Here is a 16400-nt window from a genome sequence, read left to right on the forward strand (position 1 = left end):
TTGTTTAAATAAGGGTATTTTTTTGAAAACTCAACTCGAATCATTTTTAAAATATAAAAAAGGATTGCCAGTAACCACAAGGAATGAAACAAAAAACCCGGCTCGAAAAAAATCATTCCAACTACCCAAACTAGAATAGAAAGTATTGATAAGGTGAATAAAAAACGTTCCATATTCTTTTATTTTATTGATGCATTAATATTATTTTTTTATTTAATCTATTCCCCAATATTTTTTTTAAATCATTCTCTCTACGCTAAGCCTAAAATTTTATAGGCTTTCTTCGTTTACCATAAGTGCATGAATCACTCCTGGTAGCCAACCTAGTAAAGTAAGTACAATATTTACAGCCAAAGCGGTCCCCATACCTTGTTTTAGGTATACAGCTATGGGAGGTACTATAACATGTAGTAATATTCTAAACGGGTTCATATTATATTCAAATTAAGAATTAACTAGAAAAACTCTTTTCTAATTCTTCACTCGTAAAAAGAGATGAAGCTGCAATCAATCCTCCACATAGTCCTACTAAAGCCCCTATAATTAATACCCAAAATAAAAGCATACTGGCTTTATTGGTTATAGCAACATATAAGAAACTTTCAGTAACACTAAAAAATATCCCTAATAGGACTATGCTAAGAGCCCAAGCTAAAAAACCATGTAAGCCCCCATCAATTTTTGAGGTAGATCCTCTTGTTATAGCGGCTAAAAAACCACCAGTAAAAACCGCTAGGATTGTGGATAGCTACAACCAAATAAAAGTATCTGTTAAAACCAAAGGGTTTAGCTCTGTACCTTTATTTGTAATACCTGTTCCTACCCCTAAAAAATAGAGTACAATTAAAAAACCCAATATGGTCATGGTTCCTGCTATTACATTTCCCCAATGTATTTTGGTTCTTTCTTTTCTTGTGTTGGTAAAGTTTGTTATAATCTTCATAGCTTTTATCATCAATAATTCGTTCTATCGGCATGGGGCAAAACCTACTTAAAACTCAAAATTACTTTACAATACTCATTTAGTTTGATGCAAAAACTTTTTTTTTTTAGTTTAAAAACAGTCATTGTAGTCTCCATCATAATTTTAAAGCATCGTGTTTAAATTATGATATCTCTTTAGCGAAAAAAGAAATCTAAGTTTAAATCTTATCGTTAGCTTTTCTTTTTTTAACCCTTATGTTTTTAGAACTAAAATCCATTTTTATAGCACTAATAAATAGAAAAGAGCTTTTCTACTTTTAGGTAGAGAAATAAAAATTAATTCTAAACAAAAAAGCTATGAATACTTTACACGATTTATTTATACATCAATTACGAGATTTGTACAGTGCTGAAAAACAACTAATACAAGCTTTGCCAGAAATGGTGCAACAAGCTAATAATTCTAAATTAGAAGAAGCATTTTCCAGCCACTTAGAAGAAACAAAAGAACACAAAAAGCGGCTAGAAGAAGTTTTTGATACTCTAGATGTTGAGCCTGGATCTGAAACCTGTGAAGCCATGCAAGGTCTAATTAAAGAAGCAAAAAACTTTTTAGATCAAAACCTTTCTGATGAAGTTAAAAATGCTGGGATGATTGCTGAAGCGCAACGCATTGAGCATTATGAAATAGCAGGCTATGGAACTGTTTGCACTTACGCTGAAGAATTAGGTCACGACGATATCTTGCAAAAACTAAAAACAACACTTGATGAAGAATATGGAGCTGATGATACATTAAAAGAATTAGCGAAAAGTCGCTTAAACAAAAAAGCAATTTAAAAGAAACCATTATGAAAAAATATACTATTAATATATTACTGCTATTATTTATCACTTCAATAGCATATTCGCAGACAAGAGATTTTAAATCATTTGACAGGAATAGTGATAAGTCTATCGATCAAACGGAGTTTAATGAAGGGTATAGCAATACTTACAATACCTATGATACCGACAGAGATGGAAAGATAAGCGATCGTGAATTTTATGATGCTTCCTTTAATCGGATGGATAGAGACCAAGATGGAAACTTAAACGAAGATGAATGGGAAAAAGGGTTTGACAAGCAACAACGAGACTATTTACCGTCTAATCCTTATAGTAAATTTGACCAGAACAAGGATCAACAAATATCTCAACAAGAATACCGAGATAGTTTTACCAATTCAGATTATTACGATAGTTATGACACCAACAAAGACGGTGCGATAGACCGAGACGAATTGAACAAACGAACGCTTAGCGCTTGGGATAAAAACCGAGATGGTACTTTAGATGAAAATGAATTTAACGAGTATCATCCTTACTATATAGACAATTAATTTTTTTTCATTTTGAATAATTGCCAATGAATATCGGGTGGATTTTCCACCCGATATTTTTTTTATTACGTCATTTAAGTTAAAAATAAAATCAAATAAGTTAGTTGTTCTTGTTTAACCTACCTACCTTATAAAATTAATCCTATTCTATGCAATCTATTCTTTCTCAGTCTATTCCGCTTAAAGATGTAATTAATGATCTAGCGAAAGAGCTAAACACTCCAGTAACACAAAATTGTAGCGAATACAGTTTGCAAATACCCGAAATATACGGGGAAGGATCTATAACCGGTATTGATTTTCAACACGGGATGGGTATTATTCTTTATAACTGCACTTTTACGAAAGATATGGAAATACGTTTCGTGGTAGATAAAATACACCCCCTAAAATTTTTATTCTGTGAAACAGGAAGTTTTGTTCATCACTTTGAAAATGATAAAACCGATTTGCATTATGCAGACCTTCTTGAAAATATTATTGTTGCCAGTAACCAAAACAATGGTCATATCCTTCAGTTTAGAGGGGGACAAAAAACAGTAATAAACAGTTTAGAGGTGAACCGGAAAGAATATCTTTTCACTATGGAGTGTGAGGTAAAAAGCCTTAAAAAACAAATGGAACACCTATTTAGGGATGAAACGGCTCAAACTGCTTTTTACCATCGTGGGGATTACTGCATTAAAATGGCCGATGTTTTTAGTGACATGAAAAACTTTAAAGAGGGTCCCTTTTTACAAAAGTTATTTTTGGAAAGTAGTGCTTTTAAAATTTTAATTCTACAAATTTTACAATTTGAGGATGACTTAAAAGAAGATAAAAATAAATCGATATTGCGTAGGTCTGAAACTAAGATGATACAAAAAGCCTCTTCCCTAATTGACAATGGAATTTCCGATTTTGATACCGTTAAAAATCTAGCTCAAGAGGTTGGTCTTAATGCTAATAAACTACAAGATGGATTTAAAAGCATTTATGGATCTACCGTTAATGGTTATGTTCATAACAAAAGACTTGAAATAGCCAACCAATTGCTGAAAAACTCAGATTATAGTATTTCAGAAATTGTTTTTATGGTAGGCCTTTCTAGTAAAAGTTACTTTTCAAAAATTTATAAAGATAAATATGGGCTCTCCCCTTCTGCTTTGCGTAACAACAATGGTAAGAAAAAATAGAATAAAAAAATCCTTTCCTGAGCGACTATAGGAAAGGATATAAAAAGCACACCTTCTAGCTTTTTTAACTACTTCATTAAGAAAAACACTCTCTTGTATATTATTCCTTCTTAAAGAAGAAACTCCTACTATTTATCGTCTGTTCCTCTATTTTTGCTATTCTGAGAAACCCCTGCATTTGTTGCTGTAGTTGCTGTAGGATTCTCTCTGTTTTTATTCTTCGTATTTTCTTTTTGTCGATTTTTTTCTTTTCTAACTTTTTCTTTTTTATCCATGGTAATTGTACTTTATTTCAAATGTATTTACGAAATCAATCAAAAATTGCTTTTAAAAAAATTTTCTTTAGCTCGATTGCTTCAAGCACTTTCTTTTTTTTTATAAAAACGGTATATTAAGTATCTAACTTAATAAACGCTACTTGTTATGAACAGAACATTTTTAACACTCGGTATTATTTGTCTAGTCCTTTGGGGTATTCTATTTTTTATTTCACAAACCCTAAGTTGGTTACACCCGCTAACTTTCTTTGGTGTGGCATTTGTGATTTTAGGAATTATCTGGTATAAATCTCCAGACTATCATATAGGCCATAACTAAAATAGCTTCACATTTCAGGTATTGACTTATAACATCTCATTATGAAAAAGAAAAGCGACTATCAACAGAAAAGAGATTTTTCAAAAACTAAAGAACCTCAAGACAACACCAAAAAGAAAAGTAATAACGAACCTATTTTTGTTATCCAAAAGCACGATGCTACCAACCTTCATTATGATTTTAGATTAGAAATAGACAACACGTTAAAATCATGGTCTGTACCGAAAGGCCCCAGTACCGATCCTCGTGTTAAACGTATGGCCATTCCTACCGAAGACCATCCTTTAGCATACGCAGATTTTGAAGGCACAATTCCTAAAGGTCAATACGGGGGAGGTACGGTTATGATTTGGGACCAAGGAACTTTTAAGAATATAAAAGAACAAGATGAAGGCACAGCTATGAGTTTAAAAGAAGCTTACGAAGAAGGAACGCTAGAGGTTTATTTAAAAGGTGAAAAAATAAAGGGTGGTTACGCTTTAGTTAAAATGAAATCGGGCAACATGAAAGGGAATTGGTTACTTATTAAAATGGATGATGATGAAGCCGATGCTCGTAGAAACCCGGTAAATACGGAAAATAAAAGTGTGGTAAGCAATAAAACGATGGAGCAAATAGCCAATGGTACCAGCGATAAGGATTGAAGTATGGACACTTTAAAAAAAATATTATCGAAAGCAGCGTTTGAAAAAACTGAGAAAACCGAATCCAAGTCTTTTATCAACCCCATGCTTGCAACTTTAACGGACGATTACTTTGATGATCCCGATTGGATTTTTGAACGCAAGCTAGATGGGGTGCGCTGTTTGGTTCATATTAAAAAAGGGAATGTGTATCTATTCTCCCGAAATAATAATGATATTTCTGCTTCGTATCCTGAGCTAATTGATGCTTTACGTGAGAAAAAGCTTCCCGATTTGTGGTTAGATGGTGAAATTGTTGCTTTTGAAGGTAATAAAACGAGTTTTAGTAAACTACAAAATCGAATACACCTTACCGAAAAAAAGAAAATAACAGAAACAAAAACAAAGGTCTATCTGTATCTATTTGACATTCTTGTATATGGTACGCGTGATATTATGGAAGTCCCGTTAAAGTCCCGAAAGAAACTTTTAAAAAAAATTATCTCCTGGCAATCCCCCATTCGCTATACATCACATCGCAATGAAAATGGCACTACTTTTTTGGAAGAAGCCTGCCAAAAAGGCTGGGAAGGTATTATTGCTAAAGACGGTACCGCTGCCTATGTATCCTCCCGAAGTAGAAAATGGCTAAAATTTAAATGTTCACAAGGTCAAGAGTTGGTAATAGGCGGCTTTACAGAACCACAAGGAGAACGAAAAGGGTTCGGGGCCCTATTAGTCGGTTTCTATAAAGAGCAGCAATTACATTATGCAGGTAAGGTAGGAACAGGATTTGATGATGACTTTCTTGAAAAGTGGCGAAAAAAGTTTAATACAATTCAACAAGAAGAAAGTCCTTTTGTCAATTTTAAAGATTCTGACAATGGCAACAATCACTGGATAGAGCCTATTTACGTAGGACAATTTGCTTTTACCGAATGGACAAAAAACAACAAACTTCGTCACCCTCGATTTTTAGGAATTCGGGAAGATAAAGAGGCAAAAAAAGTAATTAAAGAGAAGCCACAATGAAACGATACGGCATAGAAATAACCCACCCTGATAAAGTAATTTTCCCAGAAATAAATGCTACAAAACTGGACATGATTAATTATTATGAAAAGGTTTCTAAACAGATGTTGCCCTATTTAAAAAACAGACCTCTTACCCTACATAGGTTTCCAGATGGAATACATACAGATGGTTTCTATCAGAAAAAAGCTGCAGAGTATTTTCCTGACTTTGTACAAAGGGTAAAAATAGAAACTGAAGATGGTCACATTACACAAGTAATTTGCAACACGAAAAAAAGTTTACTCTATCTAGCGAACCAAGGGACGGTAGGATTTCACATTTGGCTATCTAAAAAAGATAAACTTTATAAACCCGATAAGGTGGTATTCGATCTGGATCCTGCAGAAAACTCTTTTAAAAAAGTAAAAGAAGCCGCAAAAAAGACAAAAGAATTTTTAGAACGGAACGAAAAAGATCCACAGCTTATGACAAGTGGAAAGAGTGGATTTCATGTTTGGTATACCGTCCGCCGAACCAAAACCTTTGATAATTTACGCCCTAAAATAAAGGAATTGGCTGAAGTTTTAGAAAATGAGCATCCTGACTTGTTTACCACTGCAGTACGAAAAGATAAAAGAGAAGGAAAAGTATTTATTGATTACTTGAGAAATGCATACGCCCAAACATCGGTTTGCCCCTATTCATTACGCCCAACGGAAAATGCTGGAGTTGCTACTCCCATAGCATGGAATGAGCTTTCTAGCATAAAAAAAGCAAATCAATACCATTTAGGAAATATTGATAAAGGATTATAAAAAGGCTACTAATTATCAACGAAACGCATTAAATGTACACCTTTTGTACAACTCATATTTTAAAAACTACTATCCATGCTGTGCTTGAAAGATATTGTATCGGGAAATAGAACTCCAATTCTATAAAAAATTAAAAAACGATTAGTATTGGTTAGTTTCTGTATCAGAGAATTTAGATCTTAAACTTCATTTCCATAAAAATTTAGTAATTTTAATGAGATTCTAGCAGAAATAAGTCTCCCTAAAAGAACAATCATACCATTGTTGACACTTCTGCGTACAAATTCATTATAATTTAATCTTACAAACCCTAATTATTTTATGAAGTCATTTTTAATAATTGTGCTTTTAATGTCTCCTCTATTAGGTTTTTCTCAGATAAATGACACTCTGGCTAAGCCTATAATTCCTGTAAAAAATGTTAAGCTCTTAAATAATATAGATATCACTTTCGATATGCGTACAGAGTTGCAAGCATATACTTACAGAGGTGGAGATCGCTATTACAATGGGGTACAGTTTGAAAATGGGTTCACAGCACTTGGATTCTCTGCTAAATTGCATGATCAGGTGAACTTTTATTTTAGAAATCGTTTTAATAGAGGCAGCGATATTCAAAGTCTTGATCAATTGGGTAGTAATATTGAATTGGCATACGTAGACTTTAAAGTAAGTCCTAAACTTAATCTTTTAGTAGGGAAAACATATGCTTTTTACGGCGGTTACGAGTACGAATTCAGCGCTCTAGAGGTTCTAGAATACAATGATATTCAAAGTAATGCACTCGCATATGTTACCGGAGCTGGGATTACTTATCAATCTATGGAGGATCACAAATTTGGGTTTCAGGTATTAAATTCGCGCACCATGCTTTATGAAGACCTATATGGCGATGAAGTTGCAGAAAATATTGAGGAACCTATCTGGCCAGTAGCGGTTGTTGGAAATTGGCGTGGAAACTTTTTTGATGGAAAATTTCAAACCATCTATAGTCTAAGTTACTCCAACCAGGTAAAAAATAAAGGAACCTATTTTTTTACGTTAGGAAATAAATATCAAAATGATAACCTCACCCTGATGTATGACTTTAATTACAGTTATGAAGAGGTGGATACTAAAGGTATTGTGACCAATATTTTTGATAATGATTCGGTGGCCCAAGATGCACTGTATATTGAAAACTGGTTACGAGCAGAGTACCGCTTCAGCCCAAAACTGAAAGGATTATTAAGCCTTATGACTAGTAGTGCTTATGGTAAAACTGGAAACAGTCGTAACCATTTGAGAACTAGCTACGGAATGGTTCCTACCTTATACTACAGTCCCATTAAAGACTTTGACATACGATTTTTCTTAGCTTATATTGGTCGGTATTATGATTATTCAAATTATGCTGTTGAACAATTTAATGCCGCTGATTATAACAGAAATGAAGTAAGAATTGGGATTATTGCTCCCCTACTGTTATTGTAATACCACCCCTACTTTTATTTTTTCTAGCAAATAAGGATTATGATCAATAATGAGAATATCATTGGCCTTACTAAGTTTTTTGAGAATCGCATACAATAGATCTATATCGGCATAATGAAGTCCGGTGCTGGGTTCATCTAAAATATAAAGTGTATCGGTAGTTCGTTCCTGTAACCAATTCAACAATAGTAAGCGTTGTTTTTCACCAGAAGAAAGAGATTGTACTGGCTGCTCTAAGCTAAGATGCGCCAACCCAATTTCTTCTAACTGATGTAACAATTGAAGCGTTTTAGTAGATACCTTATTCTCTTCTAACCATGCACTTAACTCCGTGATATTCAAGGAAAGTACCTCCGCAATATTTTTAGAATGAACGGTATGCGCTAAAATGTGCGACTGATACCGTTGTCCTTTGCAAACCTCACACCTTTCAATCACATTGGCGGCTACATCCAAGCTAGTTTCAATAGAACCTTTTCCTTTACAGTTTGGACATTGGCTGCTTTTTGTTTTATAGGAAAAATCCTTGGTCTTCAAGCCGGTTTCAGTTGCAAAAAAATTACTAATCTCGTTTAGCAGATTCAAATAAGATACTAATAAAGTACTCGAATGTGATCGTAATTTTTTAGGCTCAAAATAATACGCGCCTGTGTAATTTTTTGGAAAGACTATATTCGCACAGTTCACAGGTTGCCTTGTTTCAATACTCGGAATCAAGATGTCTTTCACTAAGGTGGTTTTTCCAATTCCTGATTTACCACTAATAGCTGTAATTCCACCAACAGGTACTTCTAATACCTCTTTCACTAATGTATATTTAGAAAGTTTCTGGATAACGATAGACTCCTCCTCTCCTTCTTTTAACGCAACCGCTGTAGTGGGTGCTTTTAAATAAGGATGGCAATCGGCTTGTTTCAAAAAATCCTGAGGACTTCCTTGGTACGTAAGATAACCTCCCAATTTACCAGCTTGGGGACCGAGCTGAACCAACTGATCGCCCGCCAGGATTATCTCCTTGTTGTGCTCAATAACTATCGCTGTATTTCCTTTCTCAATAAGTTCTTTGAGAATTTGAATCAAGTCCGGAATATTGTCATTCGATAAGCCAGCAGAAGGTTCGTCTAACAAATAGGTAATGCCTTTAAGCGGGCTATTCAACTGTTTGATAAGCTCTACTCTTTGATTTTCTCCTCCAGAAAGCGTAGGCGATTTTCGGTTAAGTTGCAGGTGATCCATGTGTAATTGCTTCGCTCTTTTAATCGTATTGATAAGATGGGGCTGAATTTTGGCTATGAGTTTTTGATCCACCTCTTCTTGGTTATCAGTAACAGAAAGCCACTTTCCCAAAGCTTTAAAATCCATTGATTTTATGTCATGAATGGATTTACCCGCGATTTGAAAAGCTAATCGCTCTGGTTTTAACCCGCTTCCATGACAACGACTGCATTCGCTGTACGAAAAGAGCGCGGTAAGTTGCTTGATATGTTTATTCTTCCGAGTTTTAAAATATTCATCTTGCAAGTAGTGAAAGAGTCCTTCCCACTTCATACTTAAGGCTTGCGTTCCTTCCCTTGTTTTCGTTTTGTAAAGCCAGTTTACTTCCCATATTTTTTCACCTGCTCCGTGAAGCAAAATTTCTTTTTGTGAATTAGTTAGTTCCCTAAACGGCGTTTCTAGCGAAAATCCATGTTCTTCGCCAACTTTTTTTAAAACCGCCATATGCTTGCCCGCTGGATCTCCATAATACCCCACTGCTTTATTGTGCGTAAAGAGTCCGTTGGCAATGCTTTTATTCTCATCCAATACGAGTTTGCTGAGATCTGGCAGTAGTTCTTGCCCCAGTCCCTCACAGACTGCACATTTCCCCAATTCATGATTATTAGAAAAATGACTTGCTGATAACTCTTGTCCTTTATACTGCGCCTTTCTGGAAAAAGCAAAACGCAAGATTTTATCAATTCCTGTTTGTTTTGCAATGTCCGTACGTTGCGAGTAATTCTTTTGCTTACGGGTAACGCAAATTGTTGGGGTAAGTCCTTCAATATGGTCAACCTCCATTTGAAAATTCACACCTGCTCTAGATTGCTGATAACTCGAGAACTGTTTGGTCATTTCTTGTAACCCAAAGCCATGCAGGGTGTCTATCACCAAAGAGGATTTACCAGACCCTGAAATACCAGTGACAACTGTTAAAGAATGCTTTTGTAAATCTAAATTAAGGTCTTTAAGGGAATGCGTACGCGCCCCCTGAATGGAGATACTATCTCGCTGCTGCACAGTTTCTTCTTTTATTTCAATTGGTTGAACCTCCAATGCATTGTCTACAAACGTATCGCATGTGGATTGAAATAGCGAGTGATTTTCAAAGCAGATAATACCAGCCGTTTGTTGCTTCAATTGGTGTAAGGCTTCCAAAAGCTGATGTACATTTTGTTGGTGTAATCCTATACTGGGTTCTTCCAATACAAGAAGTGTCTTTTTTGATTTCTTGGCGAAATGCTTGGTCAGTTTAATACGTTTCGCCTCTCCACCGGATAAGGTGTTAGATGGCTGTCCTAATTTGATATAGCCTAACCCCAACTGCAGCATTAATGACAGTATTTCTTTGATTTTCTTTTCCTCGGAAAAAAAATCGTAAGCTTCTTCTATACTTAAGGTATAAATTTCTGCAATATTTTTATCCTTCCAATGCACGCGAAGCACTTCTGATTTAAAACGCTTGCCATTACAAGTAGGACAAACCTGATTGATAGTACCCAGCGCACTCATCGATAAAGTAATGACACCAGCCCCTTCACAGGCTTCACATCTACCGGTTTTGTTGTTAAAAGAAAAGGCACTCTTAGTTAATTTTGAAGCCTTTGCCTCAGGAGTTTTGGCGAGCAGGTCACGTATTTTATTCGCTAAGCCTGTATAAGTAGCAGGGTTACTTCGAGGCGTTTTACCTATTGGTTGATCATTTACAGTGAGAAGGTTTAAGTCCTCTTTTCCACAAAAGTGGCTAATATTTTCAAGCAATTGAGATGTCTTTCTACTCACGACGCTCAGCTCCTTTACATTAGGCTGAAAAGCTTCTGCCGATACTTTTTTAGGCTGATTTTTGGCTGTATTTTTATTTTTGGCCGCTTTCAGTGTCGCTAGTGTTGGACTGTTTAGGTTTTTTGCCTTTAAAAAATCAATAATGGGACCGTTAAAAATTACTTCGCCTCCTTTGATTCCTGCTTCTGGGCCTAGTTCTACAATCCAATTTGCAGCCTGAATAAAATCTAAGTCATGCTCCACCACCATCACGGTATTGCCTCTGTGAATGAGTCGATTCAAGATATGAAGTAAATACTGTTGATAAGCTGCAGACAAACCGATGGAAGGTTCATCAAACACATATAAAATACCTTGCAGCTTGCTATTTACTTGGTTAATGAGCTTAATGCGTTGTCCGTCTCCAGATGAAATCTCCATACTTGGCGTGCTTAGTCGGTATTCTTCCATACCCAGTCGAATTAGGTCGAACAGTTTAGTACAGATTTTATCCACCAATACTTTTTCCCCGGATGTCAACTCTTGAGATTTCAGTTTTTTATATAATTCAGGTAAGGAAAGCTCCATCCAAGCTTGAAAGGTAAGCCCTTTCCATTCATATTTTAGATGTTCCGACTTGATGCGTCCGCCTTTACAACTTGGACAAATCTTGGAACTCGCAAATTTCAGAATATTAGGATTTCTATCGCGTCTTAAAATGTCCTGCATAATCGGAAGCATTCCTTTATAGAATCCTTCCTCCCGAGGTTTTGCTTTAATTCCTTTCCATCTAAGTCGGGACTCTAAGCCGTGTTTGCCATAAAAGACTTTGAGACGGTCACTTCCATTTAAAACTACATCCTGTTGTTCGGCGGTGAGTTCTTTCCAAGGAATATCCACAGTAAAGTCATGTGCTTCACATACCTTATTTAATTCTTCAACGGTAATCTGAGAATAAACAATATAACCATTGGGCAAGGTCGTGGTGATGGCTCCTTCTCTAAGGGTCTTATTCTCATCTCCGATTAATTTATGAATGTCAATATATTCCGCTTCTCCAATGCCACGACAGACCTCACAAGCTCCTCTCGGGTGATTGAAAGAAAAGAGCGACTTACTCATCGTTTCAGCAGCCGAATAGCGTGCAAATAAAATTCTGAAGACAGCCGTCAGTTCAGAAAGGGTGCCAAAAGTAGTATTGATAGACTGGAACCGTTTTGATTGCTCCACTTTAATTACAGGCGGGAGGTTTTGTATATTATCAACTTCAGCAGTAGGGATTACTTGACCATTTTGCTGATTATACGCTGGGAGACTTTCTAGAAAATAGCGATACCCTTCATTGGCGATAACGTCCATAGCCAGGGAGGATTTCCCAGAGCCCGATAAACCCGTAACTACAATCAATTGATTTTCAGGAATACGTAGATCAACGTTCTTGAGGTTATTTTGATAAGCATTAAGAATGTGCATAGAGGGAGGCTCTTTTTTGAAAAAATAAATATAGGAAGATTAGTATCACAAGTTTATTTTCAAGTTTTTAATTGATTAAACCCCAAATGGATTCTCAATGCTGTGCGCTGGCTGTGTAAACCATTTCGGACCTTCTTTTGTCATATAAATATGATCTTCCAAACGCACGCCAAATGCTTCTGGTACTACAATCATAGGTTCAATACTAAAGGCCATTCCTACTTGTATTTTACTATAGTTTCCTTTCAGAATATACGGATGTTCATGGATTTCAAGTCCTATACCATGCCCAGTTCGATGCGGTAATCCTGGTAGGTTGTAATCTGGACCGAGTCCGTCTTTTTCTAATTGTACACGAACTTGATCGTCAATATGTCCGCAAGACTTTCCGAGTTGTGCGGCATCAAAAGCAGCCAATTGAGCGGCTTTTTCGTTATCCCAAATTTTGGTTTCCTTAGCAGTTGCGTCACCATAACTATACGTTCTAGTAATATCTGAAATGTAGCCGTTGTATTGCGTACCCGTATCAACTAAAACAATATCATTTTCTTCTAATGGTTTTGGAGATTTTACCCCGTGCGGAAAACTGGAGTCTTTACCAAATAGAACAATGCAAAAGTAAGAACCACTAGCAATACCGAGTTTTTGGTGTGCCTTATGAATAAAGCGTTCCACTTCTGCAGTAGTGATGCCTGGTTTTAAAATTTTTGCTACCGCTTGATGTACTTGCATCGTTAAGTCCATCGGGTACTGAATGTGAGCAATTTCAGCTTCACTTTTAAGCATTCTGATATCTCTGATAAGTTCTTCAGCACTGCTTATTGTAAATTTTTTATGTTCTTACAAGCGAGAAACCAAATTAAACGGCGTAGAATCATCTATGGCCAAACGCGTACCTTCTGTTGCAACTTCTGAAATTTTCTGTACCGGTGATTCGTGTTCCAACCACGGAATAAGGTCGCCTTCAATTCCTATAAAATCATTAAAAGTGCCTATTTCAAATTCAGGAACTACATAATGAAGACTTCCATCGGCAAAAAGAACTGCGCCAACTAAACGCTCTGATGCATTCCATTGCGTATTAGTAAAGTAATACAAATTGGTGCCGGCATTAATATATAATGCATCCAATCCATTTGCTTTTAGGGCTACACAGGCTTTGTCAAGTCTGTCTTTAAATTCTTTATCAGTAATGGGAGTCGGCTTGTTGGTTGGGGCGCTTAACTTAGAAAGTTCTTCTTCTGGCGTACTACCACCGATACCGTATGCTCTGTTGCTATTCATGATAGATGTTACTTTAAGGGTTAATGCAATGATTTTTAGACGCCTAACTATCAACAATAGCTACATCTAACTCAATGCGCTTAAACATAATTAAATAATGGTAATAAGCTCTTAAAATTTAGATAAATCTAGACAATCTAAACCTGTTTTAATCTTCACCCGAAACTACCAAAAAACGATTTTGATGGCTCTCAAGTCTGCCTAAACGAAAGGTTTAGAAAAAAAGAAATCCCGAAGCATAGCCATCGGGGTTTCTTAAACTAAAAATTGAATAGTTTATGTTTTAATTTTCTTGTTCTACAGGTTCAGCCGTTTCTAGCACATTAAACTTTTCTAATTGCTCTTCTTCCCCAGTGAAATATGGAAATACATCCAGAATTGGAGATTCTGTAATAGCAGGAATCGAATAATCTCCCATAGTATCGGCCATTGCCAACGTACTATTCTCAAATGCTTCTTTTACGTTATTGGCCTGCACTAACAAATACATATTTGTCTTTTTTTCTTTTCCACTCTCCTCATCCATGGCTACCAAGGAAACCTTCGACTTGAACCAACGATCGGAATTCTCAAACGGGTGCACCTCTGAGAAGTTTGCGACTTTTATGTTCATTATTCTGAAGTCCTCACTTGTATACGCCTTCATCTCTTCAGTAATTCTAGCTTCAGCTTCTGTATACGATACTGCATCCAATAAATACGTATCTGTTGTTACTTTTTGCTCTCCTGTTTCGTGTGTTTTTCTGTATTTCACCTTACATTCATACCAAGTTACGCTCATATCTATATTTTTTTTAGGGTGCCAAAAATAATATTTATACCACTCCTGCTTTTCAAAATCAAGAATAGATATTCACAATTTTTATTTTTGTGTTTCTCTACCGTTACTACTTCAATCTGATAGATTTTTGGAAACCTTATAAATGAAATACATAATAGGTTTTGACACTCTTTCTGAAAAAATAAAGGAGGTTATAAGTTAACTGAAAGAAAACTCAGCTATTCTATTAAGGAAGTAAATTAAAATATGTTGGAAAAGCTTTAACAAATTAATACTTCTAGCAAATATTTAAAGGTTTTAGTTTATATTTAGTTCTTTTCAAGTAGTTGAATATTGGTGAAGCACATTTTTACAATTTAGAAATTCCGATATTAAAAAACTTGGCAGTAATGGTTCTGTTACCATCCAAAGTATACTTAATTTCTACTACATCATTGGTCTCTAATAATAATACAGAGTTTCCACTGGTTCCCCAAAAATCACTTTTACTAAGATTTACATTTCCGCTAGTTAAATACGATTTTAAAGTTCCGTTTACATATACGAGCAACTTATATTTTCTCGGTCCTGCAGGGAGGTTGGTTGTAGACATGCCCGCAGTTACTAGGTATAGGCCATCTTGAAGTATTTTTATTGTACTATCTCCTTTGGTTTCCTCTTCACCGGCGCTTACCTCATAATAATCTGCTACATTGTGTAAGATATTTGTCCCATTGAGTGGTATCGGTAATGGTGGGTTCTCTTGTAGTACAAGACTACCGCCATTTTTGTTAAGTATTATAGAAGGTGTATTATTTAACTGAACATATTTAATCCATTTTTCATTAATACGAATGTACAAACTGCTGTCAGTGGTGTTGAACACAATTGAACCTTCAAGAGGGCCATCTATTTCTTGCATTTGGGTATTGGTCATACGGGGTAGCGCCATAGTACCTATCGTACTTTCAATTTGTAAAGCACTACCATCATCTAAGTTCGTGGTGTTGATTCCAACTCCATTTTGAGCAAATAAAGGTATAAAGGACATACATATGAGAAGTGCTGTTAGTCTTAATTTTAAATATTCCATAACTCATTATATTTTAATAACCCCTATCTTGAAAAAACGGGCGTCTAATCGCTCCCCATTATTATTCAGCACATAGCGCATAATTATTTTATCATCGGCGTTAAAGGGGAAAGTCATTACACCACTGGTACCAAATTCATCTTCAGTTTCCATTACCACATTCCCGCGTACTAAATATCCAATAAGGTTAGAGTTATTATTTTTATATACACCAATAATGTATTTATGACCGCCAATGGGCAAGTTATTTACGGAAAAACCTGCGGTAATCATATAATTACCACTCTTTTTCACTTGTACGGTTCCGTTCGCTGTAACGGTAAAAAAGTTTTCTTCAGTAGAAGCTATTTCACTTTTATTCAAAGGAAAGTTATAGTAGGTGTTAGTACTAGTTTGTACCAAGTTGTTATCATCGTTTTCTCCCCAGTCCTTGCTCAATACAATGGAAGGAAGATCTGGACGGGTAATATTATTCCAAGTTCCTGAAGAGTATAAAAACAACGCAGAAAATGTAGTATTGTAAACAATAGAACCTTCTAGCGGCGTGGGTATATCATTCATTTGTGTATTGGTCATTCGCGGGGGTACAAATCCACCTGTAGTACTATCTATTTGTAAGGCACTACTTGGTGCAGGTGTTACTGTACCAATACCCACTTGTGCAGTGGCTGGCAAAACAATAAATATAAAAAATACTAATAATTTAAGGGTACCTTTTCCAAGGTATAAATAAGTATTGTTTTTCATCGGGGGCTAGAATTAAATACAT

At 35.7% G+C, this 16400-nt stretch carries 17 protein-coding genes; 8 read left to right on the forward strand and 9 right to left on the reverse strand.

Annotation, left to right across the window (positions count from 1 at the left end; all coding sequences use genetic code 11):
• Positions 1–270: 270 nt before the first annotated feature.
• A complete protein-coding gene (locus AACZ92_RS05200; protein WP_339697903.1) occupies positions 271–432 on the reverse strand; it encodes a YqaE/Pmp3 family membrane protein in 162 nt (53 codons plus the stop codon).
• A gap of 316 nt (positions 433–748) precedes the next feature.
• Positions 749–943 carry a hypothetical protein gene (locus AACZ92_RS05205; RefSeq protein WP_339697906.1) on the reverse strand — a complete coding sequence of 65 codons (195 nt, stop codon included), beginning with the start codon at positions 941–943 and terminating at the stop codon, positions 749–751.
• Positions 944–1281: 338 nt separating this feature from the next.
• Here AACZ92_RS05205 and AACZ92_RS05210 point away from each other — a divergent pair, with 338 nt between their 5' ends.
• The 3 genes from AACZ92_RS05210 (at position 1282) to AACZ92_RS05220 (ending at position 3481) form a co-directional block, all read left to right on the forward strand.
• A complete protein-coding gene (locus AACZ92_RS05210) occupies positions 1282–1764 on the forward strand; it encodes a ferritin-like domain-containing protein (RefSeq protein ID WP_339697909.1) in 483 nt (160 codons plus the stop codon).
• Positions 1765–1775: 11 nt separating this feature from the next.
• A complete protein-coding gene (locus AACZ92_RS05215) occupies positions 1776–2306 on the forward strand; it encodes a hypothetical protein (protein ID WP_339697912.1) in 531 nt (176 codons plus the stop codon).
• 149 nt (positions 2307–2455) lie between these two features.
• On the forward strand, positions 2456–3481 hold the full coding sequence (locus AACZ92_RS05220; protein WP_339697915.1) for an AraC family transcriptional regulator: 1026 nt from the start codon (positions 2456–2458) through the stop codon (positions 3479–3481).
• 128 nt (positions 3482–3609) lie between these two features.
• Here AACZ92_RS05220 and AACZ92_RS05225 read toward each other — a convergent pair whose 3' ends face one another.
• On the reverse strand, positions 3610–3756 hold the full coding sequence (locus AACZ92_RS05225; protein WP_339697918.1) for a hypothetical protein: 147 nt from the start codon (positions 3754–3756) through the stop codon (positions 3610–3612).
• Between the two features lie 148 nt (positions 3757–3904).
• On the opposite strand from AACZ92_RS05225, the gene AACZ92_RS05230 reads away from it, so the two are divergent.
• The 5 genes from AACZ92_RS05230 (at position 3905) to AACZ92_RS05250 (ending at position 8003) form a co-directional block, all read left to right on the forward strand.
• A complete protein-coding gene (locus tag AACZ92_RS05230) occupies positions 3905–4078 on the forward strand; it encodes a hypothetical protein (protein WP_339697921.1) in 174 nt (57 codons plus the stop codon).
• 41 nt (positions 4079–4119) lie between these two features.
• Positions 4120–4722 carry a DNA polymerase ligase N-terminal domain-containing protein gene (locus AACZ92_RS05235; protein ID WP_339697924.1) on the forward strand — a complete coding sequence of 201 codons (603 nt, stop codon included), beginning with the start codon at positions 4120–4122 and terminating at the stop codon, positions 4720–4722.
• Between the two features lie 3 nt (positions 4723–4725).
• Positions 4726–5733, forward strand: coding sequence for a non-homologous end-joining DNA ligase (gene ligD / locus AACZ92_RS05240; RefSeq protein WP_339697926.1), 1008 nt, complete (start codon positions 4726–4728; stop codon positions 5731–5733).
• Positions 5730–6530, forward strand: coding sequence for a non-homologous end-joining DNA ligase (gene ligD, locus AACZ92_RS05245; protein ID WP_339697928.1), 801 nt, complete (start codon positions 5730–5732; stop codon positions 6528–6530). The genes ligD (AACZ92_RS05240) and ligD (AACZ92_RS05245) overlap by 4 nt, the downstream gene beginning before the upstream one ends.
• 321 nt (positions 6531–6851) lie before the next feature.
• The gene (locus tag AACZ92_RS05250) at positions 6852–8003 is read left to right on the forward strand and encodes a porin (protein WP_339697930.1); all 1152 of its coding nucleotides are present in this window, start codon (positions 6852–6854) and stop codon (positions 8001–8003) included.
• Here the strand turns inward: AACZ92_RS05250 and AACZ92_RS05255 are convergent.
• The 6 genes from AACZ92_RS05255 to AACZ92_RS05280 all read right to left on the reverse strand — a co-directional run bounded on the left by AACZ92_RS05255 (position 7995) and on the right by AACZ92_RS05280 (position 16378).
• Entirely contained in the window at positions 7995–12494 is a 4500-nt protein-coding gene (locus tag AACZ92_RS05255) for an excinuclease ABC subunit A (RefSeq protein ID WP_339697933.1), read from the reverse strand. The genes AACZ92_RS05250 and AACZ92_RS05255 overlap by 9 nt on opposite strands.
• A 75-nt stretch (positions 12495–12569) precedes the next feature.
• A complete protein-coding gene (locus AACZ92_RS05260; RefSeq protein WP_339697936.1) occupies positions 12570–13280 on the reverse strand; it encodes a Xaa-Pro peptidase family protein in 711 nt (236 codons plus the stop codon).
• Positions 13281–13334: 54 nt separating this feature from the next.
• Entirely contained in the window at positions 13335–13778 is a 444-nt protein-coding gene (locus AACZ92_RS05265; RefSeq protein ID WP_339697939.1) for an aminopeptidase P family N-terminal domain-containing protein, read from the reverse strand.
• A 283-nt stretch (positions 13779–14061) separates the two neighbouring features.
• The gene (locus tag AACZ92_RS05270) at positions 14062–14559 is read right to left on the reverse strand and encodes a DUF4494 domain-containing protein (RefSeq protein WP_339697942.1); all 498 of its coding nucleotides are present in this window, start codon (positions 14557–14559) and stop codon (positions 14062–14064) included.
• A gap of 349 nt (positions 14560–14908) precedes the next feature.
• Positions 14909–15631 carry a hypothetical protein gene (locus AACZ92_RS05275; RefSeq protein ID WP_339697945.1) on the reverse strand — a complete coding sequence of 241 codons (723 nt, stop codon included), beginning with the start codon at positions 15629–15631 and terminating at the stop codon, positions 14909–14911.
• Positions 15632–15637: 6 nt separating this feature from the next.
• Entirely contained in the window at positions 15638–16378 is a 741-nt protein-coding gene (locus tag AACZ92_RS05280) for a hypothetical protein (RefSeq protein ID WP_339697948.1), read from the reverse strand.
• Between the last annotated feature and the right edge of the window lie 22 nt (positions 16379–16400).

The organism is uncultured Marixanthomonas sp. (assembly GCF_963974425.1).
In the GTDB taxonomy this organism is placed as follows: Bacteria; Bacteroidota; Bacteroidia; order Flavobacteriales; family Flavobacteriaceae; genus Marixanthomonas.